21 protein-coding genes are annotated in these 23,327 nt (G+C 70.4%); 8 read left to right on the forward strand and 13 right to left on the reverse strand.

All coding sequences use genetic code 11. The features are described from left to right. Positions 1–3: 3 nt before the first annotated feature. The 3 genes from BM396_RS18405 to BM396_RS18415 are packed head-to-tail and all read right to left on the reverse strand — an operon-like array spanning position 4 to position 2,640. Positions 4–915 (reverse strand): LysR family transcriptional regulator, encoded by a 912-nt coding sequence (locus BM396_RS18405; protein WP_043354113.1) that lies wholly within the window; start codon positions 913–915, stop codon positions 4–6. Then, positions 912–2,153 carry an amidohydrolase gene (locus tag BM396_RS18410; protein ID WP_043389104.1) on the reverse strand — a complete coding sequence of 414 codons (1,242 nt, stop codon included), beginning with the start codon at positions 2,151–2,153 and terminating at the stop codon, positions 912–914. Before BM396_RS18410 ends, BM396_RS18405 begins: the two co-directional genes overlap by 4 nt. A 37-nt stretch (positions 2,154–2,190) precedes the next feature. Beyond that, complete coding sequence (locus BM396_RS18415) at positions 2,191–2,640, reverse strand: Lrp/AsnC family transcriptional regulator (protein WP_043389107.1); 450 nt, start codon at positions 2,638–2,640, stop codon at positions 2,191–2,193. A 148-nt stretch (positions 2,641–2,788) separates the two neighbouring features. Between BM396_RS18415 and alr the strand changes: the two genes are divergently transcribed. The 3 genes from alr to BM396_RS18430 all read left to right on the forward strand — a co-directional run bounded on the left by alr (position 2,789) and on the right by BM396_RS18430 (position 5,907). Next, positions 2,789–3,922, forward strand: a complete 1,134-nt coding sequence (gene alr, locus BM396_RS18420; protein WP_043389108.1) for an alanine racemase — start codon at positions 2,789–2,791, stop codon at positions 3,920–3,922. Positions 3,923–3,930: 8 nt separating this feature from the next. Continuing rightward, on the forward strand, positions 3,931–5,190 hold the full coding sequence (locus BM396_RS18425; protein ID WP_043389111.1) for a D-amino acid dehydrogenase: 1,260 nt from the start codon (positions 3,931–3,933) through the stop codon (positions 5,188–5,190). 351 nt (positions 5,191–5,541) lie between these two features. After that, positions 5,542–5,907: a hypothetical protein gene (locus BM396_RS18430; RefSeq protein ID WP_081948913.1), complete on the forward strand. Its 366-nt coding sequence runs from the start codon at positions 5,542–5,544 to the stop codon at positions 5,905–5,907. Between the two features lie 26 nt (positions 5,908–5,933). Here the strand turns inward: BM396_RS18430 and BM396_RS18435 are convergent, their stop codons facing one another. The 7 genes from BM396_RS18435 to BM396_RS33690 all read right to left on the reverse strand — a co-directional run bounded on the left by BM396_RS18435 (position 5,934) and on the right by BM396_RS33690 (position 15,078). Beyond that, positions 5,934–7,025 carry a protein-glutamate methylesterase/protein-glutamine glutaminase gene (locus tag BM396_RS18435; RefSeq protein ID WP_043389114.1) on the reverse strand — a complete coding sequence of 364 codons (1,092 nt, stop codon included), beginning with the start codon at positions 7,023–7,025 and terminating at the stop codon, positions 5,934–5,936. Further along, positions 7,022–7,870 carry a CheR family methyltransferase gene (locus BM396_RS18440; RefSeq protein ID WP_043389116.1) on the reverse strand — a complete coding sequence of 283 codons (849 nt, stop codon included), beginning with the start codon at positions 7,868–7,870 and terminating at the stop codon, positions 7,022–7,024. The genes BM396_RS18435 and BM396_RS18440 overlap by 4 nt, the downstream gene beginning before the upstream one ends. A gap of 14 nt (positions 7,871–7,884) precedes the next feature. Further along, positions 7,885–8,358, reverse strand: coding sequence for a chemotaxis protein CheW (locus BM396_RS18445; RefSeq protein ID WP_043389119.1), 474 nt, complete (start codon positions 8,356–8,358; stop codon positions 7,885–7,887). Between the two features lie 125 nt (positions 8,359–8,483). Continuing rightward, a complete protein-coding gene (locus BM396_RS18450; RefSeq protein ID WP_043389121.1) occupies positions 8,484–10,679 on the reverse strand; it encodes a HAMP domain-containing methyl-accepting chemotaxis protein in 2,196 nt (731 codons plus the stop codon). A gap of 48 nt (positions 10,680–10,727) precedes the next feature. Then, positions 10,728–11,213, reverse strand: a complete 486-nt coding sequence (locus BM396_RS18455) for a chemotaxis protein CheW (RefSeq protein ID WP_043354088.1) — start codon at positions 11,211–11,213, stop codon at positions 10,728–10,730. Then, positions 11,213–13,291 (reverse strand): chemotaxis protein CheA, encoded by a 2,079-nt coding sequence (locus BM396_RS18460; RefSeq protein WP_043389124.1) that lies wholly within the window; start codon positions 13,289–13,291, stop codon positions 11,213–11,215. Before BM396_RS18460 ends, BM396_RS18455 begins: the two co-directional genes overlap by 1 nt. 542 nt (positions 13,292–13,833) lie before the next feature. Further along, entirely contained in the window at positions 13,834–15,078 is a 1,245-nt protein-coding gene (locus BM396_RS33690) for a methyl-accepting chemotaxis protein (RefSeq protein WP_043389127.1), read from the reverse strand. Positions 15,079–15,081: 3 nt separating this feature from the next. On the opposite strand from BM396_RS33690, the gene BM396_RS32845 reads away from it, so the two are divergent. The 3 genes from BM396_RS32845 to BM396_RS18475 all read left to right on the forward strand — a co-directional run bounded on the left by BM396_RS32845 (position 15,082) and on the right by BM396_RS18475 (position 16,084). Further along, entirely contained in the window at positions 15,082–15,228 is a 147-nt protein-coding gene (locus BM396_RS32845) for a hypothetical protein (RefSeq protein WP_158498479.1), read from the forward strand. Between the two features lie 173 nt (positions 15,229–15,401). After that, positions 15,402–15,683, forward strand: a complete 282-nt coding sequence (locus BM396_RS18470; RefSeq protein WP_043389130.1) for an STAS domain-containing protein — start codon at positions 15,402–15,404, stop codon at positions 15,681–15,683. A 35-nt stretch (positions 15,684–15,718) separates the two neighbouring features. Continuing rightward, positions 15,719–16,084 (forward strand): response regulator, encoded by a 366-nt coding sequence (locus BM396_RS18475; RefSeq protein WP_043389132.1) that lies wholly within the window; start codon positions 15,719–15,721, stop codon positions 16,082–16,084. 97 nt (positions 16,085–16,181) lie between these two features. Here BM396_RS18475 and BM396_RS18480 read toward each other — a convergent pair whose 3' ends face one another. Continuing rightward, positions 16,182–17,321, reverse strand: coding sequence for a hypothetical protein (locus tag BM396_RS18480; protein ID WP_043389135.1), 1,140 nt, complete (start codon positions 17,319–17,321; stop codon positions 16,182–16,184). Positions 17,322–17,344: 23 nt separating this feature from the next. Then, positions 17,345–18,301: a putative antibiotic biosynthesis monooxygenase gene (locus tag BM396_RS18485; protein WP_043389137.1), complete on the reverse strand. Its 957-nt coding sequence runs from the start codon at positions 18,299–18,301 to the stop codon at positions 17,345–17,347. Positions 18,302–19,347: 1,046 nt separating this feature from the next. On the opposite strand from BM396_RS18485, the gene BM396_RS18490 reads away from it, so the two are divergent. Then, positions 19,348–19,830 (forward strand): nucleoside deaminase, encoded by a 483-nt coding sequence (locus tag BM396_RS18490; RefSeq protein WP_043389139.1) that lies wholly within the window; start codon positions 19,348–19,350, stop codon positions 19,828–19,830. An 86-nt stretch (positions 19,831–19,916) separates the two neighbouring features. After that, the gene (locus BM396_RS18495; protein ID WP_043389245.1) at positions 19,917–21,329 is read left to right on the forward strand and encodes an FAD-binding oxidoreductase; all 1,413 of its coding nucleotides are present in this window, start codon (positions 19,917–19,919) and stop codon (positions 21,327–21,329) included. A gap of 60 nt (positions 21,330–21,389) precedes the next feature. Here the strand turns inward: BM396_RS18495 and BM396_RS18500 are convergent, their stop codons facing one another. Continuing rightward, positions 21,390–23,087, reverse strand: a complete 1,698-nt coding sequence (locus tag BM396_RS18500) for a dihydroxy-acid dehydratase (protein ID WP_043389141.1) — start codon at positions 23,085–23,087, stop codon at positions 21,390–21,392. Positions 23,088–23,327: the final 240 nt, after the last annotated feature.

The following is a 23,327-nucleotide window of genomic DNA, read 5'->3' on the forward strand; positions in this document are numbered from 1 at the left end:
CGATCAGGCCGGCGGCGGCCGGAACGCCACCATGTGGTCGGCCAGCCAGCCCAGCAGCCGGGCCGCCCCCTCGGGCAGCCGTCGCCCGGCCCGGATGACCAAGTGGGCGCTCGCCTCGGACAGGATGGCGTCGCGCAACGGCACCGCGTCCAGAAGGTCGGCGCGCAATTCGGCCGCGACCACGAAGCGGGGCAGGAAGGCCACCCCCATGGCCGCCATGACGAAGCGGCGGTGCAGCTCGAAGGACGCCGTCTCCAGCCGCGGCACCAGCCGGAACCCGCCATCCGCCTCGACGCGGCCGAGGAGCTGGCGCACCCCGTGGTCGGGCGGCAGCAGGGCGGCCGGCTCGGTGGCGAAGCTGCGCAGGGGAACCGGCGCCGACCCATTGGCGAGGGGGTGACCCTTCGGCAGGACGGCGAGCAAGGGCTGCCGGGCGGAGACGACGCCGCGGACATCCGGATGCGCGGGCGGATTGTAGACGAGGCCGATATCCGCCTCACCCCGCGCGATCGCCGCGAGGATGCCGTCGGTGGTGCCGATCTCGACCTGATAGGCGATGCCCGGATGGTCCTGCGCGAAGCCCGCGAGGGCGTTGTCGAGGAGGTCGATCAGGAAGCCAGCGCCGCAGCGCAGGCTGATCGTCCCCCGCTGCACCCCGCGCAGGCGCTTGAGCTGGTCCTCGAGGAGCGCCGCCTCGTCGGCCTGCCGCTGCGCGTGCTCGGCGACCAGACGGCCGGCCTCGGTGGGGACCACGCCCCGGGGCAGGCGTTCGAGCAGCGTCTCGCCGACCTGCGCCTCCAGCTCGATGATCTGCCGACTGACGGCCGAGGCGGCGACATTCAGGCCCTCGGCGGCGGCCCGGACCGAGCCCGCGCGCACGACGGCGAGGAGATAGCGCAGGGCGCGGTCGTTCACGGCGGCGGGCCTCCGGCGGCCGCACCGTGCCGGTCGACCGCGACGGTCCCCCGCGCCACGACGAGCACGGGCGGCTGGCGCTCGACGATCACCTGGGGCACGTTGCCGGCGCGGAAGGCGATCAGGTCGGCCCGGGCCCCCGGCGCCACCACGCCCGGGCCCAGCCCCAGAACCCGCGCCGGGACGGTTGTGACGGGATCGAGCAGCGCGGCGAGCTCTCCGTCGGTGCGGAGATCGAACCGATAGGCGGCGAGCTGGGCGCGGTCGACCATGCCGGTGACCGTGGCTGGATTCCAGCAGTCGCGGACATTGTCGGTGCCGAAGCAGACCGGGACGCCGAGGTCCCGCAGCCGCGGAATCGGCGGGCATCGGCGCCCGCCCGGCACGCTGCTGAGGATCGCGACGCCGGCCCGGTTCAGGCCTTCCGCGATCCGGCCGAGTTGGAGATCGTCGGCTTCCGCGAGGGCGAAGGCGTGGCTGATCGTGACCCGCCCGCCGAGGCCGGCCGCCGCCGTGCGGGCCGCGATCGCCGCGATCGTGTCGAGGCCGGCTTCGCCGCCGTCGTGAAGGTGGATGTCGATACCCCTTCCGTGACGCTCGGCCAGGGCGAAGACGATGTCCAGGTGACCGTCGCGATCGCCGTCGATGCCGACGGGATCGAGGCCGCCGACGAGATCGGCGCCCATCCGCAGGGCCTCGTCCAGGTCGCCCGCGACCGGCGGGCATCCCAGGATCCCGCTCTGCGGGAAGGCGACGATCTGGATCTGCATCCGGTCGGACCAGCGCGCCCGCAGGTCGAGGATCTGGGCGAGGTGGTCGAGCCGCGTGACGTCGTCGATGTCGACATGGGTCCGCAGGCTCGTCGTGCCGCCGCGGAGCATGCGTTCGAGGAGGGCCTCGGCGCCCTGCGCGGCGAGCGGCACCCGCGTGGTCCGGCGGAAGGCCTTCTCGTCCGCGATGATCGCGCGGACGGATCCCTGCGCCCGGTGGGGGCGCCAAGCGAGGCCGAGCAGGCACTTGTCGAGATGGACGTGCCCGTCCGCCAAGCCCGGCAGCACCAGGGCGCCGCCGAGGTCGATCGTGCGAGCGGCAGGGGGCAGCGGCGCGCCGGGATCGTGCAGGACGGCCACGCGGCCGTCCCGGATGTCGATGGTCGCCCGGCGGCCTTCGGCGAGCGTGACATCGCGCAGGCGCAGGTCGCAGGGGACTACCGCGTCAGAACCGGGACTCGACGTCATGCCGGGGCTCCTCTCGCATCCTGATCCGCGTCGGCCATCAGAGGGGCCGGCCCGCCGCCACGACGGTCCGGATGGCGAAGCTCGATTGCAGCCGGGCCACGCCGGGGAGACGCGACAGGACATCCTTGTGCAGCCGCTCGTAATCGGCCGCGTCGACCACCTTGAGCTTGACCAGGTAATCGGCCGTACCGGTCATCAGATAGCAATCCTGCACCTCGGGACAGCGCCGGACGGCCGCCTCGAAGCGGTTGAGGTAATCCTCGGTCTGGCGGTCCAGGGTGAACTGCGTGAGCACCACGAGGCCCGGCGCGTCGCCGCCGCCGCCGATCAGCGCGGTGTAGCCCCGGATGATCCCGGATTCCTCCAGCAGGCGCACGCGGCGGTGGCAGGCGGAGGCGGACAGGCCGATTGCGGCGGCGAGGTCGGCATTGCTGATCCGGCCGTCGACGCGCAGGGCCTGGATGATGCGGCGGTCGATCTCGTCCACGGCGGGTCACGAAGGATCTTCGAAATCGCCGTAGGAAATTGCACGAGCCGCCAATCGTCGCAAGACGCTTCGACACATCGCACGCCTGTTCGACGATCCTCCGTATAGCTTGGCGGCAGCGCATCAGGGAGCCGCCCCGGGGGTCGCCATGAGCAGGATCGATCGCGATCACCGGCCCGATGCCGGTCCCGCAGGCACGGCAGCCGCGCTCCTGACGATCGACCTCGGGGCCATCGCCGACAATTACCGTGCCCTCGCGTTGCATGCCGGGCCGGCCGTCTGCGCGGCGGTGGTCAAGGCGGACGCCTACGGGCTCGGCGCCGACCGGGTGGCGCCGGTCCTGGCCGCCGCCGGCTGTCGGCACTTCTTCGTGGCGCAGGTCGGCGAGGGCGTCGCCCTCCGGGCGATCCTCGGCCCCGGCCCCGTGATCGCCGTGCTCAACGGCGCCTCCCCGGGCAGCGAGGCGGCCTGCGCGGCCCACGACCTCGTCCCCGTCCTCAATGACCGGTCGCAGCGCGACGGCTGGCAGGGTCTCGCCCGGAGCCTGGACCGGCGCCTGCCCGCGATCCTCCAGATCGATTCCGGCATGGCCCGGTTCGGCTTCGCGCCGGACGAAGCCTGCGCGCTCCTCGACGCGCCGGACGCGCTCGCGGGCCTCGACCTGCAGCTGGTGATGAGCCACCTCGCCTGTGCGGGCGAGCCGGACAGCCCCGTCAACGCGGCGCAGCGCGCCGTCTTCGAGGTCGTCCGGCGGCGCCTGCCGGCCGTGCCCGCGAGCCTCTCGGCCTCCTCCGGGATCTTCCTCGGGCCGGACTTCCGGTTCGACCTGGTGCGCCCCGGCGCCGCCCTCTACGGGATCGCCCCGCAGGCGGACGCCCCGAATCCGATGCGGCCGGTGATCGGTCTGCGGGCGCGGGTGATGCAGACGCGCAGCGTCCCGGCTGGGACCCCCGTCGGCTACGGGCACGCGGCGAAGGTCGGCCGGGACAGCCGCCTCGCCACCGTGGCGATCGGCTACGCGGACGGGTTCTTCCGCAGCACCGCCGGTGGGGCGGCCTGGTTCGGCGGCACGCGCCTGCCCGTGGTCGGGCGGGTCTCGATGGACAGCCTCGTCCTGGACGTCACCGACCTGGCCCCCGGCACGATCGGGCCGGGGGCGCTCGTCGACATCATCGGGCCGGAGCGCGACGTCGACGCCGTCGCCGCGGCGGCCGGCACGATCGGCTACGAGGTCCTAACCAACCTCGGCCACCGCTTCCACCGCGTCTATCTCGGAGCCTGAGGCCCGCCATGAACGTCCTCATCCTCGGCGGCGGCGTCGTCGGCGTCACCTCGGCCTACTACCTCGCCCGGGCCGGCCATCAGGTGACCGTTCTGGAGCGCCAACCCGGCGCCGGCCTGGAGACCAGCTTCGCCAATGCCGGCCAGGTCTCGCCGGGCTACGCGGCGCCCTGGGCGGCCCCCGGGATCCCCGTGAAGGCGCTCAAGTGGCTGATGATGCGGCACCGCCCCCTGGTGCTCTGGCCGCGCCTGGAGCCCCGCCTCTACGGCTGGCTCACGCGGATGCTCGCCAACTGCACCGAGGAGGCCTACCGGCGGAACAAGGGCCGCATGGTCCGGCTCGCCGAGTACAGCCGCGACGTGCTGCGGGACCTGCGCACCGAGACGGGCATCGCCTACGACCACCGGGAGAAGGGCACGCTGCAGCTCTTCCGGACGCAGAAGCAGCTCGACCATGTCGGCGACGACACCCGCGTCCTCGACGCCTACGGCGTGCCCTACACGGTTCTGGATCCGGCGGGCTGCATCGCCGCGGAGCCCGCGCTCGCGGCGGTGCCGGACGTGTTCGTCGGCGGCCTGCGGCTGCCGGGCGACGAGACCGGCGACGCGCACCTGTTCACGCAGCGCCTCGCCGCGATCTGCGAGGGCCTCGGCGTCACCTTCCGCTACGGGACGGCGATCGCGCGCCTGCACCATGCCGGCGACCGGGTGACGGCGGTGGAGACCGCCGGCGGTGAGCTCCTGCGGGCGGAGGCCTACGTGGCGGCGCTGGGCAGCTACACGCCGGCCCTGCTGCGCCCCCTCGGGATCGCCCTGCCGGTCTACCCGGTGAAGGGCTATTCCCTGACCCTGCCCATCGCCGATGCGGCCGCCGCCCCGGTCTCGACGGTGATGGACGAGACCTACAAGGTGGCGATCACCCGGCTCGGCGACCGCATCCGCGTCGGCGGCACCGCCGAACTCGCCGGTTTCAGCAGCGCCCTGCGCCTGCCGCGCCGCGAGACCCTCGCGCGCTCGGTGCAGGACCTGTTCCCCGCGGGCGGCGACCTCTCCCGGGCCGCGTTCTGGACCGGCCTGCGGCCGATGACGCCGGACGGCACGCCGATCGTCGGGGGGACGCGGGTCGCGAACCTGTTCACCAACACCGGCCACGGCACCCTCGGCTGGACGATGGCCTGCGGCTCGGGCCGCCTGCTCGCCGACCTCGTGTCCGGCCGGGCCCCGGAGATCGCGAGCAACGATCTGGCGCTCGACCGCTACGCCGCGTGAGCCGGCCGGGCTTTCCGCGCCGCGTGGTGACGGAGGTGCCGGCACGCGGCGCCCTGGGGACGTGACGCACGGGCACAGCCTCGCCTCGTCCTGCGCCGGGCCGGCCCCGACCCTGCCGGCGCCGAAGCGGCCGCCGCGAGTGGTCGCCGCGAGTGGTCGCCGCGAGTGGTCGCGAAGCCCTGCCACGGGCCTGCCCAATGATTCGGCACTCTTCGCGACACGACTGCAAGTTGATTACATCGCGTTCATGAAGCGCCGATATCCGACATCACCGGACGACTTCACAACGGCCTGAGCAACCCTTCGCATCCCGTCGAGTTTAGGATCTGAACCAACGATCCGGGTGCGCAGATGAGTTTCATCGTCGTACAGGGCAGGGAAGATCAAGAGCAGGCGGATGCCGTGCTCAGAGGCGTCGCCGACGGGCTGGCCAGCCTGTTTCCCGTGCCCGATCATCCGCCCGGTGTTCAGGACCTGCTGGATGCCCGGACACAGGAGGCCGGCATCCGCGCAGGCAGCATCGCAACGTCGAGCGGGCGGAGTACGAAGCGCGCGAACGCGGGTGCGCGCCGCGGCGGGGATATGGGGCCGCCTCCGGCCCGCTCCGTGAAGACGGCTCCCGCCGGGGCGCTGCGCGGATCGCCTCCGCAATACAGCCGCACGCGGGCGCGCCGGGCGAGATCCGAGGCGAAGTCCGAGCGTCGCGACCAGTCCTGAGCCCGAGGCCGGCGGTCACACCGGCCTCAGCGCGGCCCCGCCACGGTCAGGCCGAACCGCCGGATCTCCCCGGGCATCTGCTCGAGCGGCAGGACCTTGGCGGCCGCGCCGCGATCGATCGCCTCCTTGGGCATCCCGAACACCACGCAACTCGCCTCGTCCTGCGCCACGGTCTGCGCCCCGGCCCGGCGCATCTCCAGCAGGCCGTTGGCGCCGTCGTCGCCCATGCCGGTCATCAGGATGCCCAGCGCGTTCGCGGCCGCCGCCCGGGCGGCCGACCGGAACAGCACATCGACGGACGGGCGATGGCGCGCGACGAGCGGACCGTCCTTCACCGACACCGCGTAGCTGCCGCCTCGGCGCTCGACCATGAGGTGCCGCCCGCCCGGGGCGATCAGGGCCCGGCCCCGCAGCACCGGATCGCCGTCCTCCGCCTCCTTGACGGTGATCGCGCAGAGCCCGTTCAGGCGCTTGGCGAAGGCCGCCGTGAAGTGCTCCGGCATGTGCTGCACGATGACGAGGCCGGGGGACTCGGCGGGCAGCACCTCGAGCACGTCGCGCAGGGCTTCCGTCCCGCCCGTCGACGCGCCGATGCAGACGATCCGATCGGTCTCGACCACGACGCGTCCGGGCACGGGCGGCGGCAGGACGACATCGGCCGAGAGCTTCGCTTCGACGAGCTGTCGCGGCGGCCGGCTGCCGCGCAGCTTGGCCCGGGCGGCCGCGCGCACCGCGTCGCAGACCCGCACCGTGGATTCGAGCAGGAACTGGCGGGTGTCGACCCGCGGCTTCGGCAGTACGTCGACGGCGCCCGCCTCCAGCACCTCGAACAGGATCCGGGAACCCGCCTCGGTCAGGGTCGAGCAGACGATCACCGGGAGCGGCTTCTGCGCCATGATCTTGCGCAGAAAGGTCAGGCCGTCCATGCGCGGCATCTCGAGATCGAGGATGATGACGTCCGGGATCTCCTCCTGGATCCGGCGGGCGGCGATGAACGGATCGGCCGCGGTACCCAGGACCGCGATGTCGGGCGCCGTCTCCAGGATGCCGCACAGGGTCTGGCGGACGGAGGCCGAGTCGTCGACGATGAGGACGCGGATCGGTCTCGACGCATTCACCGGCCGGAATCCCTCAGCTTGCTGAAGACGGTCGAGGACATCTGGTCGAGGCCCGCCACGCCGACGCCCGCCATCGATTCGGAATGGCCGACGATCAGGTATCCGCCGGGGCGCAGGTGCCCGGCCAGGCGTGCGACCACGGCCTTCTGGGTCGGCTTGTCGAAGTAGATCAGCACGTTGCGGCAGAAGACGAGGTCGACGTCCCGGTCGATCGGGTAGCTTTCGTCCATCAGGTTGAGCCGCTGGAACCGCACCCGGGCGCGCAGCTCGGGCACGATCCGCCCCTCGCGCCGGGCCGGATCGCGCGCGACCATCACGTAGCGCCGCCGCAGGTCCGGCGGCACCGCCTCCAGCATCTCCTCCGGGTAGATCGCCGTCCGGGCGCGGTCGAGCACCTCCGAGGAGATGTCGGTCCCGAGGATGGCGTAGCGGAACCGGTCGGCGGCCATGTCCTGCAGGACCATCGCCAGCGTATAGGCCTCCGCCCCGGTCGAAGCCGCCGCGCTCCAGACCTTGAGCAGCGGCCGGTCGCCCCGCGCCGCCAGCCGCGGGACGATCGTCGTGCGCAGCAGATCGAAATGCGCGGGCTCGCGGAAGAAGTCGGTCTTGTTCGTCGTCACGCAGTCGACGAGGTGCGGGAACTCGTCCGCGAGATGGCCCGCCTCGAACAGGTGGCGGCCATAGGCCTCGAGGGTCGGAAGATCGAGGGCGCGCATGCGCTTGCGCAGCCGGCCCTCGACCATGGTGCGCTTGGCCGGCGGCAGCTGGATGCCGGCATGGTGCTGGACGAGGTCGGCGACCGAGCGGAAATGCCGGTCGCTCAGGTGACCCGGATCGGTCTCCATGGTCCCGGGTCCGCTCAGGCGGCCTGGGGCGACGCGGCGAGCGCGGGCCCGTCGCCGTCCATGAGCGCGACGAGGTCGAACACCACAACGAACGCTTCGCCCCGGCGGCCGATCCCGGCGATGTAGCGCGCGTTCCAGCGGCCGCCGACCTCGGGGGCCGCCTCCATCTCGGTCCCGTCGAGTTCCGTCACCTCGATCACCCGGTCGGCCACGAACCCGACCCGCAGCGCCCGGCCCGGCATCGGCACGTTGAGCAGGATGATCCGCGTCGCCGGCGTGCGCGCCACGGGCGGCAGGCCGAGCTTGGTGCGCAGGTCCACCACCGGGTAGCTCTGCCCGCGCACGTCGATCATGCCGAGCAGGAAGGCCGGCGCCTGCGGCAGGGCCGCCGGGACCCGGTAGTCCAGGATCTCGTGGACGTGCTCGACGTCGATCCCGAAGATCTCGGCGCCGAGACCGAGGGTCAGGTACTGCCACACACTGGACATGCAGGGTCTCCGGATGGACTGCGACATGCGCCGACGGCGGGATCCGCGCGGGGACGAGCGCCGCGCGGATCCGGGCCTCGCCCGACAGGTCGGGCGACCTGTCGGATGACCTGTCGGGCGAGGTGTCAGGCGACGCGGGTGAAGGCGGCGTCCTGCGCGTCGCCCTCGCCCATGTCGAGGGCGAAGCCCCCGGCCGCGGCCGGGTTGCGCCCCACCGCCCGCTTCGGGCTCGGCGAGCGGATCGCCGCCGAGGGCGCGCCCATCCGCGTCGCGGTCGCGCGCAGCCGCGTCACCGCCTGATCGACACCGGCCAGAGGCCCGACCGGTGCGGCCGCCTCGGTGATGCGGAAGTAGGCGATCGTCGCCTGCAGCTTCTCGGCCTGGGTGGCCAGTTCCTCGGAGGTGGCCGAGACCTGCTCGGAGGCGCTGGCGTTCTGCTGGGTCACCTTGTCGAGCTGCTGGATCGCCTGATTGATCTGGCCCGAGCCGACATCCTGCTCGCGGCAGGCGGCGGTGATCTCCTCCACCAGGCTGGCGGTCTTCTTGATGTCGGGCACGAGCTTGCCGAGCATGTCGCCGGCCTGCTGGGCGGCCTTGACGGTGTCGGACGACAGCGTGCCGATCTCGGCCGCGGCCGCCTGGCTGCGCTCGGCGAGCTTGCGCACCTCGCTGGCCACCACCGCGAAGCCGCGGCCATGCTCGCCGGCCCGGGCCGCCTCGACGGCGGCGTTGAGGGCCAGCAGGTCGGTCTGGCGGGCGATCTCCTGCACGATGGTGATCTTCTGCGCGATGGTCTGCATGGCCTCGACGGCGCGGCCGACGGCGACCCCGCTGGCCTCCGCGTCCTGGGCCGATTGCCGGGCGATCGTCTCGGTCTGGCTGGCGTTCTCGGCGTTCTGCTTCACGTTGGCGGCCATCTCCTCCATCGAGGCCGAGGCCTCCTCGGTCGAGGCCGCCTGCTCGGTCGAGCCCTGCGACAGCTGCTCGGCCGAGGCCGACAGCTCCTGGGACCCCGCCGACACGTTGCTCGCCGCCGCGCTCGCCTCGGCCACGACGGCGCGCAGCTTCGTCAGCATGGTCTGCAGGGCGATGCCCATCGTGTCCTTGTCGGAGAGCGGCCGGGCCTCGACCCTGAGGTCGCCCTGGGCGATGGCGTTGGCGAGCGCGGCCGTCGCGTTCAGGTTCTCGGTCATGCGGCCCATGGCCCCCACGAGGTCGCCGAGCTCGTCGTTGGAGGTGACCTTCGCGGTCTGGCTCAGGTCGCCCATCGCCACCGCGTCGGCGAGGGTCACGGCGCGGCCGAGGCCACGGGAGATCGAGAAGGCGAGCCAGGTGGCGATGCCGAGGCCGAGGAGGAGCGCCGCCGCAACGGTGGCGAGCAGGATCGTCTGGCCCTCGCTCGCATCGGCCTTGGCCCTGCCGACGGCGTCGATCATGCGGCGGTTCTGGAATTCGGCCAGCGCGTCGAAGGCCCGGTTCGCCGCGAGGCTCAGCGTCGCGTAGTCGCCGGAGGCGAGGTCGGCGGCCTTGACGGCGGCCCCCGTCTCGATGGTCGCCAGCGCCTTCTGGAACGAGGCCGACCAGGCGGCGTATTTCTGGCGCACCCCCTCGGTCGAGATGCCCTGCGCGGCGCTCGCGCGCAGGAGGTCGTCCATGGCGTGCGCGACCTCATCCCGCACCTGCTTGGCCGCGTTCACCCGCTGCTCCAGCACCTCGAGGGTCGTCGCACCGGTCGCCGATTGAAGCTGTCCCCAGGCCCGCTCCATGCGGATCTGGAAGGCGGCCGCAGACTTGGCCAAGTCGTCACCCGATGTCTCGCCCGAGCGGCCCTTGGCCAAGGTGTCGAGTTCCGAACGGAGCGCCGCCGTCGCCGGCCGACCCGTCGTGTTGATCTCGGCCCAGGTCCTGACGCCGGAATTCTGCTTCGTCAGATCGATGATCTTCCCGGCCAGGGCGCGCTGCTTCTCGTACTTGTCGGACAGGTCATCCAGCAGCCGCTTGCCCTCATCCGCGACGATGTAGCCCTTGGCCTTGGCCAAGCCCGCCACGGCGTCGTTGCGGTTGTCCGCAGCGCGCTTGCTGAACTCCGTCATCTGGGCGTCATCGGTGCTGATCACCGCCGCCCGCACGTTGCTGACGCCATTGATCGCGTGGCCCTTCGCGTCCAGCACGAGGGCCTGCAGCTCGGCGCGGCTGATGACGAACTTCATCGACTCCTCGGAAGACATCAACTTCTGATAGCCGACGCCGCCGGCCGCGGCGGTCAGGAGCAGGACGGCGCCGAAGCCGCCTGCGAGCTTGGCCTTGATCGAGAAACGCATCGTACTCACCCCACGCACGCAACACTTGGACAGGACAGCCACAAGACTTCAGTTGAGGATCTGCTCGAGTTCGGGGACGATGATGAATTCATCCCTCGCCTTGACGATCGACCGGATGTATTCAGGGCGCCACGTCGTGCCGACCGGCGGCACCGCCTGGCAGCTCGCCGGATCGATCTCCGTCACCGCGAACACCTTGTCGGCCACCAGCGCGACCACCACCGGATCGCCCCCCACCGCAACCTCCAGCACTAGGAAGCGCGTGTCCGGGCTGTCCGCCGCCGCCGGCATCCCGAACCGCTCGCGGATGTCGGCCAGGGGGATGACGTTGCCGCGCACGTTCACGATCCGGTCGATATGCGGCCGCGCCCCCGCCACCCGCGTCGCCGGGATCGGATCGATGATCTCGCGCACCATCCCGGCATCCAGCGCGAAGCTCTCCGTTCCGATCCGGAACATCACCACCTGCTGGCCGCCCCGCGACCCCGCCTGCGGTCCGGTTCCGAGAGAACCGCTCGTCACGCCGCCGCTCATCACGCCACCTCCTGATACACGCGCGCGCCCTCGGCGCCGCCGCCGCTCACGAGCCGGCCGACATCGATGATCAGCGCCGCCGTGCCGTCGCCCAGGATCGTCGCCCCCGAGAACGTCGCCACGTCCGCGTGCAGCTTCGACAGCGACTTGATCACCGTCTGGTGGTTGCCGATGATCTGGTCCGCCACCAGCCCGACCCGGGCCTCGCCCGCCGCGACGATGATCACCTTCTGGTGCAGCTCCGGCTCGCCCGCGGCCCCGAACAGGCTGCGCAGCCGCAGGAACGGCACCAGCGCGCCCCGGATGTTCAGGAAGTCCCGCCCGCGCCCGCCGCGCTCGCCGGCGGGCAGCTCGACGCATTCCTCCACCGCCGCCAGGGGGATGACGTAGCGCCCCTCCCCCACCCGGATCAGCAATCCCTCGATGATCGCCAGCGTCAGCGGCAGGCGCAGGGCGACCGTCGTGCCGCCCCCCGGCTCGGTCGCGATGTCGATTGTGCCGCGCAGGCTCTCGATCGTCTTCTTGACCACGTCCATGCCGACCCCGCGCCCCGACAGGGCCGAGATCTCCTGGGCGGTCGAGAAGCCCGGCGCGAACAGGAACTGGTAGACCTGCTGGTCGGTGAGCACCGCGCCGGGCGCGCACAGGCCCTTCTCCTCGGCCTTGGCGCGGATGCGTGCCGCGTCGAGCCCGGCGCCGTCGTCGCGCACGCTCACCAGCACCTGGGCGCCGACATGCTCGGCGGTCAGCGTGATACGCCCGGTCGCGGCCTTGGCGGCGGCGGCCCGGCGCCCGGGCGCCTCGATGCCGTGGTCGATGGCGTTGCGGATCAGGTGGACGAGCGGGTCGGCCAGCCGCTCGATCACGGTCTTGTCGAGTTCGGTGTCCTCGCCGCCGGTGACGAACTCCACCGGCTTGCCGAGATCGCGCGAGAGATCGTGGATCAGGCGGCGGAAACGGCCGAACAGCGCGCCGATGGCGACCATGCGGATGCTCATCGTGGTGTCGCGCAGCCGCGCCGACAGGCGCTCGATCTCCTCCGCGATGCCCTTGAGGCCGGGATCGGCGCTCAGGCCGGCGAGCTGGCTCAGCCGGGCCTGGGCGATGACCAGTTCGCCGACCCGGTCCATCAGCTCGTCGAGCCGCTCCGCCTCGACCCGCACGCTGCTGGCCGGCCGCTCCTCGGCCCGCCGCGCCGGGCTCCGCTCAGCGGTCGGGGCCGCGGGCGCGATCGCCGGCGGCGCGACGGGTGGGGCTTCGACGGAGGCGATGGCGGCGAGACCCGCCGCCGGAGCCGTGACGGTCGGCGGCGCAAACGGCCCGGGCGCGGCCTCGACCGGTTCGGGTGCGGCGTCCGGCTGCGCCGGCGAGACCGGGACCAGGGTCAGGGTCATCTCGTCCCGCACGAACAGGAAGACATCCTCGATCGCCTCGCGGGTCACGGCCGCGCGCAGCGTGACGTCCCAGCCGATGGCGAGGCTCTCGGGATCGAGGCCCGGCAGTTCGGGCAGCGCGTCGAGGCGCGGCACGATCGTGCAGGCGCCGAGGTCGCGCAGTTCGTCGAGGAGCGCCAGGGGATTGGTACCGTTGCGCAGCACGTCGGGCGCGAAGGCGATGCCGATCTGCCAGCCGCCCTCCACCATCGGGATGGGCTCGGCGACCGGATCCGGATGGGGGGCCAACGGCGCGGCGGCGGGGCGGCCGGTGGTGCCGAGGAGCTGCTCGAGTTCGGCCAGGATGGCCTCGCCGATGATGGGCGCGCTGGCCTCCGGCTCCTCGATGAGGCCGCGGATATAGTCCTTGGCCGAGAGAGAGACGTTGACGAGGTCGTGGCCGACCGGAACCTCGCCGCGACGGACGCGGTCGAAGGCGGTCTCGAAGTCGTGGGTGAAGGCGGCGACCTGCTCGAAGCCGAACATGGCGCCCGAGCCCTTGATGGTGTGCAGGGCGCGGAAGGCGGTGTCGATCAGGGCGCGGTCCTCGGGCCTGTCGCCGAGGTCGAGCAGGGTCGTCTCCAGGCAGGCCAGAAGCTCGGCGGCTTCGGCCCGGAAGACGTCGGCGGGATCGAGAGCAGTCATGGGACGGTCGGACCCGCTCACGCTAGACACAAATACAGAATGAACCGCCCGGCTTCGAGCGAACGCGAAGACTTCGACTTTGTCACCGGGCGAATGTCTTTGAACTCAAGCGTTCGGCTGGATTGCCGAGTCGCGCCGAACCCTCACGGCGACGCGAAACGACGATCATCCGCCGCCCGATTTCACCGGTTGTATATAATCCGACTAAAAATTTTCGGTTAACGCCGAGGTTTTGATGTCTGACGGACAGTATATCCGCTCATTGCCCAGAGAATTTGATTATCGGATACTGAGATCGCGTGAGCCGTGGATCACAGGATCGCCGTGTCCGGCATCCTGCGCCGGTCGGTCCGGCACGGGCTCTCGTCGTGCATCCCATGCGGATGCGGGCCGCGGCCCTGCTGGGTGCGGCCGGCGGAGAGACGGGGATGAGACGTGGGGCCGGTCGCGGCAGATCCGGCGCCGAAGCCCCGGCCGCGGCGCAACCGCCGACCGGGCCGGACCGGATTGCCCGCGGACCGCGCCTGGCGGCGCGCTCGGGTTCAGAACAGGTCGATGCCGTCCAGATCGTCGGCGGCCGGGCGCTGCGCGACCGGGGCGACCCCGAGCAGTCGCTCCGTCAGGCGCGCCCGGACCTCGCCGAGGGTGCAGCGCGCGATCGCCGCCTCGATCCAGGCCGGGTCGGCGCCGGAATCCGGCACCGCGCCGTCGCCCGCGCTCGCTCCGGAGAGACGGCCGAGTTCCGCACCGGCCGCGCGCAGCAGGCCTTCGACGTTCTCGATGCGCTGCTTGGCCCGGTCCTGGAACTGCATCGCCACGATCGCCGCCGACACGTCCTCGGTGATGGCCTGCGTCGTCTCGGCGGTCTGGCGCAGGACGCCGGCGACCTGGGCGTTCTGCTCGACGAGGGCCCGCATCACCATGCGGACGCGCAGCTCGGCGGTGCGGCTCTCCTCGGACATGTCGATCGCCGCGATGTCGCCCAGCAGAGCGTGGCTGCTGCGCAGGTCGGCCGCCATGGTGCCGATCTGCTGCTTGATCACGTCCGACAGGGCGTTGATGGTCGTGGCGAGGCCGCGCACCTCGTCGGCGACCACCGCGAAGGCCGCGCCGCTGCTGCCGGCCCGGGCGGCCTCGATCTTGGCGTTCAGGGCAAGCAGGTTGGTCTGGCGGTTGATCTTCTCGATCTCCGCCACGCTGCCCTCGACCGACGACAGGCCGTCGAGCGCCCCCGCCAGCCCCTGCGCGAGGGTCGTCCCGCGGGAGGACATCAGCGTGATCCGCGCGATCAGCGCGGCGAGCGTCTCGCCGAGGCCGGCGGCGACATCTCCGAGGTCCAGGGTCTTGTCGTCGATCCGTACGGTCTGAACCGAGGCGACGAGGCCGCGCACGATCTCCGACTGCTCGCAGGTCGAGGCCGCGATGTTCTGAAAGCGGTTGGACAGGCCGTGGACATTCGCCTCCACATCCGCGGAGACGATCCCGAGCTCGGCGATGAGGGCGTCCAGGAGCCCCCGCTGCTGCGCCGAGAGGCCGAGCCAGGCCTGGAGCAGATCGGCCGACCGCGTGGCGGCCGCCGGGTCGGCCGGGATCTCGATCTGCGGCGCCGGCGACGTATCGGCGGCGGGGGATGCCACCGTCTCGGGACGATCCGGCGGCGCGAGCGCGGAGCCGGACACCGCGCCGGGCACTGCGCCGGGCACTGCGCCGGATCCGCGCCGTCCGTCGGCCCGCCGGAAGCGGGCCGGGACCTGCCTGAGAATGTCGTGGGCAGCTTGGAAGGACATCAGATGTCGGATCTCTCGGCGTCGACCGTCGCGCGCCGGTCAAGCCGCAAACCGATGGACGGCGTCGGCCCGACGGTAAGGATCGCCGTTAAAGAAAGCGTTATCACCGGCAATGAAGCGCAAGAGCGAGACAACAGATTTCTGTATTGACGCTTGAATTCCGTTCCATGCTGAATCGAATTCCAGCTGTGCAGCGTCCGGCGGCGGCGGCAACAGCGGTGGATTGGTCTGCCGTCGGTCAGAAAGAATTTACCCGCCGCGGTGTTGTCTCCGCCGGAGAGGCGCAGCGGCGCCCAATCCTGTCGTCGAGGGCCTGAACCCGCATGTCCGAGGCTTCCGTCCTCACGCTCGAATCCGACTGCACCATCCGGACGGTCCGGTCGCTGCAGGGCGCTTTGGCGGCGGCCCTCGCCGGCGCGACGCGCCTCACCCTGGACTGCGCGGCGGTCGAGCGCGCGGACATCACCTTCGTCCAGATCGTGCTCGCGGCGGACAAGGCGGCACAGCGTCAAGCCACGGAGATCGCGCTGGCCAATGTGCCGCCGGCGGTCAGCGGCGCGTTCCAACGCGCTGCGATCGCCCTCCCCGGCCAGGCACTCCGCTAGGCCCACGCTTCAAGCACAAGAACGGAATCCTTGTCATGGCCACTGTCCTCGCCGTCGACGACTCGCCCAGCATCCGGCAGATGATCAAGGTCGTCCTCGGCCCGGCCGGCCACACGGTGATCGAGGCCGGCGATGGCGCCGAAGGCTTGGCGAAAGCCAAGAGCGCCAGCCTCAACCTCGTCATCACGGATCTCAACATGCCGGTGATGAACGGACTGGAGATGATCAAGCAATTGCGGACGTTGCCCGCCTGCACGGGCGTTCCGATCCTCTTCCTGAGCACGGAATCGGACGAGGGTATCAAGCAGCAGGCGAAGGCGGCCGGGGCGACCGGCTGGATCACCAAGCCGTTCAAGCCAGAGCAGCTGCTGGCCGTCGTGTCCAAGCTGGTGCGCGCCTGAGGGCGCGGGGCCGGTCCCGGCGGCGCGGCCTTCCGGGACGCCGGCCCCACGACGTCGGCGCCATCCCCCGCACCGCGAGCGGTGACGCGCGTCGCCGTCACTTCAGGTGGTAGGCGACCCCCGCGATCAGCGCCTTTTCCTCGGTGTTGATGGTGCGCCGCGGGTCGGCGCCGAACTTGTTGCGCCAATACTGGAACCCGGCGAAGACCTCGACCCGGTTGGGGGTCCCGGCGAGCAACTGCCCGACATCCAGGACAAGGTTCGTCTGTGAGGCGAACTCCAATTGCGTGTCGTTCTGGTTGATCGTGCCGTAGCGCCCCTTGGGCAGGATGATCGTGTTGAAGCCGGCCAGGGACAGCGGCAGCCCGGTGAACGGCAGCGGGATCGTGTAGGTGATCTCGAATTCCGGGGTCAACTTGAACTCGACACTGCGGAAGTGCGAGTAATCGAAGCCCGGCACGGCGCCATTCCCGAGGATGCCCGGCGTGGGCCCGTTCCCCGCAAAGCCGTTGCGGGAGAAGTCCTTGTAGCCCTGGACCTTCAGGTTCACGAACCCGGCCGGCACGTCGAAGGCGAAGCTGAGGCCGAAGGTGCCGGCCCGCTTCTCAGCGTCGAAATACGTGTCCTTGGTGTTGATATCGGCCCCGAACGACAGGCCGACATCCTTGACGAAGCCCGGAATCGCGAAGGTCTCGGTATCGAAGATCTTGTTGAGGCTCAGGACGCCGCGATAGATCAGGTAGATTTCGGTCGCGCCGTAATCCTTGAACGGGCGCCGCTTGTCGCCCGCAGGATCCTGGGAGCCGGATGTGAGGATGTCGAGGGAGATGAGGTTGGTGCCGTAAGCCCATGAGTCGGCGTGAAACACGTTGACGACGTTCTTCGGCACCTCGCGCGGGGCGAACCCACCCTGCGCCGTGCCGTCGGGACGCCGCACGAAGAGCCCGGGCTCCGCCGACGGGCCCTGGAAGCGGTAGCTGACCACCGTGTCGGAGAAGCCGAGGTACGAGGGCGGCGGCGCCGCCATCACGGTGGCGGCCGCCACGGAAATTCCGGCCTCCTGGCGCTCCGCGCGGGCCGGAGCCCGCGCCCCGGGAACGCGCGTGCCGCCTGCCGCCCCGGCGATCTCCGGAGCCGGGGACGTGGCCGAATCCGGCGAAGGCTCGGCCCGGGCCGGCTCGACCGGCCCGGATCCGCAGGCCAGGATCAGCAGACCCGCCGCGGAGAACGGCCTCATCCGGGATAGCAACCGGAGCCCGGTCAAGACAGCTTCCAGAAGGCAAGGATCATGATCGCGTAGGCGGCGATCAGCAGCGCAGCGCCCTGAAGGTTGGCCCGGGCCCGCCGCCCCGGAGCCGGCGACAGCCACCAGCCCAGCCGCCGGGCCGTCCAGGGCACCATCTGCGCGGTGAGGAGCACGCTGAACACGTTGCCGATGAACAGGGCGACCGGGAAATCCAGCTTCAGCATCCCGGAGAGGATCGGCGTGCCGACCAGGACCCCCCACAGGAACACGGTGGGGTAGAGCGTCAACACGACGATCATGTTCATCTTCCACGCCGCGGGCGCCGGGCCTCCGGCGGGGGCGACGGTGCGGAACCATTGCTCGAAGCCGCTCTGCACCGTCCGCGTGTGGAATTCCGCGGTCAGCGGCGCCGCTTCGGCGACGAGGGCCCGCCGCTCGGCCGAGTCCATCCAGGTTTGCAGGTTCGCCTCGCCGTCGAAGCGCAGGATCGCGACGTAATCCTCCTGCACCCCCGGCACGGCCGGTTCGAACCGGTAGCCCTGCATGCCGGGCGCCTTCGACTGGGCGGCGGCGATCTTCTGCTCCCACTTGAGGTAGGCGGCCTCCAGGCCGGGCTTCACGCGGGTGCTGATCACCGCGCTGACCGGCGACGTGCGGGCTGCACTGGCATCGTCCTTGACGATATGGACGTCGTCGCGGCCCACGAGCATGGGCGTGGCGCCCTCGATCCGGGCCTGCCGCTCGGGCGAGGCCAGCCACGCCCGCGCCTGCTCCAGGCCGCTGAAGCGCTGCAGGATGACCCAATCCACCTGCAGCGGCGGCCGCGGCGGGATGAGCTGCTGCTCGATGAAGCCCGGAAAGGTCGCCACGACGGCATGGGTGTCGGACTGCCATCGGGCGAAGGCGTCGGCGCTCTCCGGCCGGATGGTCGTCTGCGTCACGATGGTGACGGACGTCGAGGCACCGCTCATGAACCGACGCACTTCCGTTGCACGACGCCCTGCCCTCGCCCGCTCGTGCGAAGCGGGGTGCGGCCCTCGGCGCTAAACCGAGCCACACCGCCGGGCGGATCGAAGCATCGGTTCGGGGACCATCACACCGCGACCGCGGCAGACTTGAAGAAGCCTTCCGCCCACAAAAGACGAGGAGGAACAGCCGAAGATTGGTCTCGCATCGCATAGCCGCCGTTCCGCCGGCGGCGTCGCTCTGCATGCTCCCATCAGCAAGCCGACACCAGTCAAAGTCAAGGCCTTGGCAGAAAATGCCAATGTAAATATTGTAAATATAATACAATACAGGTATAGATCGTTCTTTGAACCAAAACATCGAAAGGATAGTTATATCTCGGGGACGCAGCCAGAATCGCCGGACTTTTCCAGCGCGCCGGCGCCTCGCGTGCCGCAGGTCTGGGACGGAGCGACAACAAAAAGGCGGCGCGCTGGCCAAACGGACGAGGCGGAGGCGGAAATATTTTTTCTTGTTCCTGCGTCTCAGACCGAGCGCCATCCGACTTCGCGAACTCCACGGCGCGACTGCAACGCCTCGGATCTGCTGCAGGAACCGGGACCCCGGCGAATCTGATCGTCTATGCTTCAGATATTTATTGCATTCGTGAATATTTACAATTCAATTGCGGCGGATGCCTTGACGGCGTTGACGCGTCTCGCGGTGCCATGTCTAGTCAGATCGTCGTCGGATCATGACCATCCGGTATTGGCGAACGGACATGCGCTTCACGGGACGCACGGCCTTGGCGGGACGACCTGATCTGCGAGAACCATCGCGGCGGATGCGGGCGCGGCTCGATCCCCCCCCCCGCAACCTGCGCCGTTTCATCGACCCACGAGACCATCTGTCCCGAACCGAAGGCGATGCCGGTCTCCGAGGCAGGATTCTTGATCATACGGCGCCAAGTTCAAATCCGTTGATCGACGATCATACCCCCGGACATCGACAAGAACATCGCCGCAGATCATAGTCGCACTTGGCCTGAAAACATGACGAAGCAGAGGATTCGATGACCGAAAAACACGAACAGTTCATGGCCCGCGCGATCGCGCTGTCGGAGAAGACGTCGCTGGTCGACAGTGCCGGCGGCGTGTTCGGCTGCGTGATCGTCCAAGACGGTGAGATCATCGCGGAGGGCGCCAATCGCGTCGTCGCCGAGAACGATCCGACGTGGCACGGGGAGATCGAGGCCATCCGCAAGGCCTGCAAGTCGCAGGGTACCTTCAAGCTGCGGAACGCGACGCTCTATACCAGCGCCGAGCCTTGCCCGATGTGCATGGCGGCCGCGTATTGGGCCGGGATCAAAAATGTCTACTATGCGGCTCAGGTCGAGGACGCGCTCGAATACGGCGGCTTCGACGACAGCATGATCTACGCCGAGCTCAAGAAGGATGTCGGGGAGCGCTCGATCCCGACCCAACAGATCATGCGCGAAGAAGCCGTCGAGGTGTGGAAGAAATACGCCCAGAAGGCGGACCGCGTCCCCTATTGAGGGTCGGGCCGGGCGACCGCCCGCAACCTTGCACCCGCTCAGGCAGATCGGTCCGGGCGGGTTCCTCGCTCGTGCAGGGCTTGGCCATGAATGCTGAGGATCTGAGGACGCTCTGCAAGGGTCCCGTCATCGACGCGGGCGATGCGCAGTTCCGGAACGCCCTTCATGGGAATCTGTGGAACCGGCTGATCCCGGACCGGGCGCCGCGCATGATCGTGAAGGCGGCCGACGAGGACGACATCATCGCCACCGTAAAGTTCGCCCGCGCGCATGGCCTCAAGGTGGTCGTCCGCGGCGGCGGCCACAACTGGTGCCAGCCGACGCTGCGCAACGGCGGCATCCTGATCGACCTCGAACGCCTCAACAGGATCCTCTCGATCGATGTCGAGCATCGCAGGGCGGTCATCCAGCCCATCCTCAGCAATCGCGAGATCCAGACGGCGCTCAACGCCCACGGGCTCGCCTTTCCGACCGGCCATTGTCCGCAGGTCAAGGCCAGCGGCTACTTCCTCGGTGGCGGCATGGCCTGGAACCCCACGGTCTGGGGATACGGCACCGAGAGCCTGGAGGCGATCGAACTCGTCACGGCCGAAGGCGCGCTGATCCGGGCGAGCGAGTCCGAGAACGCGGATTTCTTCTGGGCCGCACGCGGCGCAGGCTCGGGTTTCTTCGGCATCGTCACGAAATACTTTCTGAAACTTCACCCGCTGCCGAAGGCGATTCATGGCAGTCAGTCCTTCTATCGGCTCGCGGATGCCCCGGCTGTCGGCACCTGGCTGGGGCAGGCCGCACCGGCGATCTCGCCCAGCGTCGAGCTGACCCTGTTCCTCGTCCAGGCCCCGCCCGCGCTGGCGGACAGGGCGGCCGGCAGCAACGGCTGGGTCTGCATGGTCACCGCGACCGCCTTCGAGGACGATCCGGAAGCGGCCCGGCGCGCCTTGCAGCCGCTGGACGATGCGCCGGTCGAGCCGCTGTCGCGTTCACGGGTCGCGCCCCTCGATTTCGAGCAGCTCTTCGATGCCTCCGGCGCGCTTTTCCCGGAGGGCGTGCGATCCAGAGTCGAAGCCACCTACTCCGACCACTGCCCCGGCGCGGTGATGGCGGCCATCCTGCCGGCCTGGCAGCGGGCCCCCTCGGCGATCTCGGTGTTCCTGACGACGATCTTCTGCGGGCCCCATGTTCCGGGGCCGCAACGGGACATGGCGCGCTCGATCACCTCCAAGATCTATGGCGGCCCCTGGACGATGTGGCACGATGCGGATGCCGACGCCGTCAATGCCGAATGGCATCGGGCGGTGACCGCCGTCTTGAAACCGTTCAATGTCGGGTACTACATCGGCGAGACCAACACGGTCGAACAGCCCGAGATCGTCGCCCAGGCCTTCACGCCCGAGAAGTGGCGGAGGCTGTGCGACCTGCGCGACAGGTACGATCCGGACCGCGTCTTCTTCGATTATTTCGACGGCCTCACCGCCGAGCCGAGTCGAGAGGTCGGATAGGATCGGACGTCGCGACGGTCGACCCGACGACGCAGGCCGGCCGCGCGATCGGACGAGGCCCTAGGCGTCGACCTTCGTCAGGAAGTCGAAGTCGCAGCCGTGCGGGGCCTGCGTGACGGTGCGGCGGTAGAGGGCCTTGTAGCCCCGGGCCGGGGCCGGCGGCGGCCGGTGGTCAGCGAGCCTGCGGGCGATCTCGTCGGCCTCGACCAGCAGGTCGACCCGCCTGTCCCGGATCGACAGGCGGATCCGGTCGCCGTCGCGCACCGCCGCCAGCGGTCCGCCCACCGCCGCCTCGGGCGCCACGTGCAGGACGATCGAGCCGAACGCCGTACCGGACATCCGGGCGTCGGAGATCCGCACCATGTCCGTCACCCCCGCCCGGGCGAGCTTCTTCGGGATCGGCAGATACCCGGCCTCCGGCATGCCGGCGGCGTGGGGACCGGCGTTCTGCAGCACGAGGATATCGCCCGGCTCGACGTCGAGGTCGGGATCGTCGATGCGGGCGGAGAGATCCTCCAGGCCGGTGAACACCACCGCCCGGCCCTCGGATTCGAACAGCGCCGGGGTTGCGGCCGCGCGCTTGAAGATCGCTCCGTCCGGGGCGAGGCTGCCCGACAGGGCGACCAACCCGCCCACGGCCGAGACCGGCTCGGCGAAGGGGCGGATCACCGTGCGGTCGACCCAGCCGGCGGGCTCGTCGAGGCGCTCGGCGAGGGTGCGGCCCTCCACATCGACGGTGTCGAGGTGCAGGAGCGGCCGCAGCTCGCGCAACAGCGCCCCCATGCCGCCGGCGGCGTGGAAATCCTCCATGTACCCCTGACCCACGGGCTTCAGATCGACCAGAACCGGTGTCTCGTCCGAGATCTGGTTGAAGCGCTCGGGGGAGACCCGGATGCCGAGCCGCCCGGCGATCGCCGTGAGATGCACGATGGCGTTGGTCGAGCCCGAGACCGCCATCAGCACCCGGATCGCGTTCTCCACCGACTTCTCGGTGATGACCTGGGAGGGCCGGATCTTCGTCTCGATGAGACGCACGGCGGCCCGGCCGGTCTCCTCGGCGGCCACCAGCCGGTCGGAATGCACCGCGGGGATCGCCGCGGTGCCGGGCAGCGACAGGCCCAGCGCCTCGGCGATGCAGGCCATGGTCGAGGCCGTGCCCATCACCGCGCAGGTGCCCTGCGTGACCGAGAGCCGTCCCTCGACTTCGGCGATCTCCTCCGCATCGACGGTGCCGGCCCGGTACTTGGCCCAGAAGCCCCGGCAATCCGTGCAGGCGCCGAGCCTCTGCCCGCGGTGGCGCCCGGTGGACATCGGGCCGGTGACGAGCTGGATCGCCGGCAGGTCGGCGGAAGCCGCCCCCATGAGCTGGGCCGGCACGGTCTTGTCGCAGCCGCCGATCAGCACGACCGCGTCCATGGGCTGGGCCCCGATCATCTCCTCGGTGTCCATGGCCATCAGGTTGCGATACATCATGCTGGTCGGGTTGAGGAAAACCTCGCCGAGCGACACGGTGGGGAAGGGCCGCGGCAGGGCGCCGGCCGCCAGCACGCCGCGGGAGACCGCCTCCACCAGCTCGGGCATGCCCCGGTGGCAGTTGTTGAAGCCCGACGGCGTCATCGCGATGCCGACCACCGGCTTGTTCAGGAGTCCGACCGAGATGCCCATGGAGCGGGCGAAGGACCGGCGCAGGTAGCGCGCGAAGTCGCGATCGCCGTAATTGGTCAAGCCGCGATCGAGGCCGTGCGGTTCGTCGGTCATCGTCGGATCCTGTTTCGAAGGCGCGGATGTCTGCGGTGTCGTCCCGGCCCTCGGGCACCCTGTCGGTCATGCCCTTCGCGACCGGAGACCGTGCCGGCCGTCGGAGCCTTCGCGCAGCCGATCCGGCCGGTCGCGGCCCGGCATCCGGAGGTGCGCGCCGAAGCCTTCGGCAGGTGGACCGGGACCGCTCGTCCGGACCGGACCCGGCGGGAGGCTACCGCATGGCGTTTGCCCTGGGTA

Origin of the sequence: Methylobacterium sp. UNCCL125, from assembly GCF_900116795.1 — a bacterium.
Classification (GTDB): domain Bacteria; phylum Pseudomonadota; class Alphaproteobacteria; order Rhizobiales; family Beijerinckiaceae; genus Methylobacterium; species Methylobacterium fujisawaense.